This is a genomic window from Mesorhizobium sp. M1050, assembly GCF_040318715.1.
GTDB lineage: Bacteria > Pseudomonadota > Alphaproteobacteria > Rhizobiales > Rhizobiaceae > Mesorhizobium.
In genome coordinates, this window is the sequence record NZ_JAMYMV010000154.1 from 1 (window position 1) to 3,224 (window position 3,224).

General features: G+C 61.9%; 3 protein-coding genes. All 3 read left to right on the forward strand.

What is annotated here, in order from left to right:
• Positions 1-54 precede the first annotated feature (54 nt).
• Entirely contained in the window at positions 55-1,293 is a 1,239-nt protein-coding gene (locus NKH57_RS33540) for a site-specific integrase (protein ID WP_352950634.1), read from the forward strand.
• The gene (locus NKH57_RS33545; RefSeq protein ID WP_352950636.1) at positions 1,290-2,222 is read left to right on the forward strand and encodes a tyrosine-type recombinase/integrase; all 933 of its coding nucleotides are present in this window, start codon (positions 1,290-1,292) and stop codon (positions 2,220-2,222) included. The genes NKH57_RS33540 and NKH57_RS33545 overlap by 4 nt, the downstream gene beginning before the upstream one ends.
• Positions 2,219-3,224, forward strand: a 1,006-nt coding sequence (locus NKH57_RS33550) for a tyrosine-type recombinase/integrase (RefSeq protein WP_023699563.1), incomplete at its 3' end; no start/stop codon positions are given. The genes NKH57_RS33545 and NKH57_RS33550, both read left to right, overlap by 4 nt.

Sequence of the window (3,224 nt, forward strand, 5' to 3'; positions counted from 1 at the left end):
CATGCCTCTCTCATGGCGCGGGATTCCCCTGTGCCACAACGCCGGAGGGGCAGAATGCTCGAGTTCTATTTTTCCTATTGTGGGGTGCTCAAGCGCCTGCGTAGCGGTGCACTCGGTGGCGAGATGGATCGCCTCGCGGAGCATTTTTTCACCCTTGGTTATAAGCGAGCGTCTGCCACGATTTACCTGAGCCGGATTGCGCGCTTTAGCCAGTTTGCCGCAACGCGCTGTGGTCCGATGCCTATCTCTCAAGATGTCGTCGACAGCTATTTGTGCACGTTTACTACGGATACTCCACGCATTGGAGCAGTGTCGGCACTGGGACACGCGCGGCGAGTGGCTCCAGAACGCTTCCTTGCTGCTGTTCCCAGTGTAGATAATGATCCGAATGCTCCGCTTCTGAGCTCCTTTTCGGACTATCTGAGCAGGGTGTGCGGACTGGAGTCAAAGTCTCGCGAAGGCGTTCTCCTGGGCAGCCGCCGCTTTCTGGATTGGTTCCATCGCCACCATTCCGGCCAAGACCTCGACGCATTGACGGCTGAGCATGTCCTTGCCGCTGTCGAACATCGGCTGTCACTATCGGCGACCTCCGGTACCCGCACCGCAGCAACTTCTCACATCCGGACATTTCTTCGGTTTTTGTATTGGGCTGGCCATCACGATCAGGATCTCGCGCGCGTCGTCCCCAGGACGCCCCACTGGCGTTTGGCTCATCTGCCGCCGCGCCTTGCATGGGATGACGTTCGGCGTGCAATTGATATGATCGGCGCAACGGCACCGGTTGACGTCCGCGATCGAGCCGTCCTGCTGCTGCTCGCCACCACGGGCATTCGCAACGGTGAGCTGCGCGCCCTTCAACTGCACGATATCCACTGGCGAACTGGCGAGGTTTTTGTCCGGCACACCAAGGGCAAGCGTAATCGGGTGGCCCCGCTCATCGAGGAAGCCGGTGCCGCGCTCGCCGACTATGTCCTGCGCGCTCGACCGAAGGTGGATAGTCCGTATCTGTTCCTGTCCTTCACGCCGCCCGTGGCACCATTCAAATGCGCGTCGCCTGTTTCGAGGATCGTGCGGAAGCGGTTGCGACATGGCGGGGTTGAACTCGGGCAGGTCGCAGGTGCGCATCTCCTGCGCCACAGTCTTGCCACCCAGCTCGTCAAGCAGCGAAGGCCGATCAACGAGGTCGCCGATCTCCTGGGACACCGCAGCATCAACACAACGGCGCTGTACGTAAAGGTCGCGACGTCGCAACTTGCCGAGGTCGCACTTCCCTTTCCGGGAGGCGTGGCATGACCGCCTTTGCCCGATTCCTCGGCGAGAAGGCCGAGTGTTACATCGAGCTACGCCACTCCCTCGGCTATGCCTTCAGCAAGCAAGCCGGCACGTTGCGGGCTTTCGTGAGGTACATTGAGCGCGCTCAGTTCGATGGGCCTGCCACTCGAACTTTGGCGCTGGATTTTGCCCTCTCGTTCAGCGGCGCCGCCAACAGCCGTGTCAGTCGTCACGGCGTGCTGCGCCGGTTTTACGAATATCTCGCCGTCTATGACGCGCGAACCGAAGCCTTGGAGCGCAGAGCTTTCCCCAGATCCAGAGCGATTCCGCCTCCGCGAATCCTCAGCGAGGCCGAGTTGGCATCACTCATCGACGCATGCCGCCGCATCTCGCCGGGAATCCTTCTCAAGGGGCGGACAATGGCCACGCTGATCGGATTATTGGCGAGCTCGGGGCTGCGATCAGGCGAAGTGGTCAGACTTGATCGTTCCGACGTTGATCTGGCCAACGGGATTCTCCTCATTCGGAAGACGAAGTTCCGCAAGGACCGTCTCGTTCCAGTTCACACGACGACCCAGGCTGCCCTTCGTAGCTACGTCCATGAACGGGATGCCGCTTTTCCCATGCCCAAGGACCAGGCCCTTTTCCTCAGCTCTCGTGGCAATCGCCTCTCGGCGACAGGCCTGCAAAACGGCTTTGCCGAGGCCCGCAAGCTTGCTGGTCTCGATGGCGGCAAGCCATTAAGGCCACACGATCTCAGGCACCGGTTCGCCGTGACCCGTCTCGGCCTCTGGCATCAGCAGCGCGCAGACGTTCAGGCGTTGCTCCCGTTGCTCGCCACATATCTCGGTCACGCCAGCTACAGCGACACTGCCTACTATCTCACCGGTTCGGCAGATCTTCTCGCCATTGCGGCGGAGCGCGCCTTCCTCGACGGAGGTGCAGCATGAGCGAACACCTGCTGCTGGCGCCGCTCCTGGAGTCCTACTTTCGCCGGCGCTTGACCAAACAACGCAATGCGACTCCCGCGACCGTGGCCAGCTATCGCGATGCCTTGCGCATGCTGATCATCTTTGCCGCCACCCGATTGGCGAAGAAGCCGGCCGCATTGGCACTCGAAGACCTCGATCGAGACCTCGTTCTCGCCTTCCTCGACGAGCTCGAGGAGAAGCGCAAGAACGTCATCGCCACGCGCAACGCCCGACTAGCGGCCATCCGATCCTTCTTCCATCACGTAGCAGCCGCTGACCCGGCGTCCTTCGGTGTCGCCCAACGCGTGCTGACGATTCCCATAAAACGGGCTCACATTGAGGTGACGCACCACCTCACCAAGGCCGAAGTGGACGCCCTTATTGCGGCCCCCGATCAGAGGACGTCCCGTGGGCGGCGCGACCGAACGTTTCTACTGTTTCTGGCACGGACCGGCGCCCGGGTCTCCGAAGCCACCGGCGTCAACGCAAACGACCTTCAGTTGGAACGGCCGCACCCACAAGTGCTGCTGCGCGGCAAAGGGCGCAGAGACCGCGTCGTCCCCATTGCTAAGGACCTGGCGCGGGCGCTGACATCCTTGTTGAGCGAGCGCGGGATCGCCCATCACGAGCCGCGAGCGATATTCGTCGGCGCCCGCAACGAACGCCTGACTCGTTTCGGAGCGACCCATATCGTGCGGCGTGCGGCCACAGAGGCCGTGCCTACCAGGCCGGCCTTGGCCGACAAGCCCATATCGCCGCACATCTTCCGGCACTCCCTCGCCATGAAGCTTCTCCAGTCCGGCGTGGACCTTTTGACGATCCAAGCCTGGCTCGGGCACGCACAGGTCGCCACGACCCACCGCTATGCCGCAGCGGATGTCGAGATGATGCGCAATGGACTCGAGAAGGCGGGCGTCACCGGCGCTCACGGCGTGCGTTTCCGACCAAATGACTCCGTTCTGCAACTGCTGAACAGCATCT

Bases quoted from the DNA above. Each gene is read 5' to 3' on its own strand.
- NKH57_RS33545 (WP_352950636.1), top strand. From the start codon at position 1,290: ATGACCGCCTTTGCCCGATTCCTCGGCGAGAAGGCCGAGTGTTACATC.
- NKH57_RS33540 (WP_352950634.1), top strand. From the start codon at position 55: ATGCTCGAGTTCTATTTTTCCTATTGTGGGGTGCTCAAGCGCCTGCGT.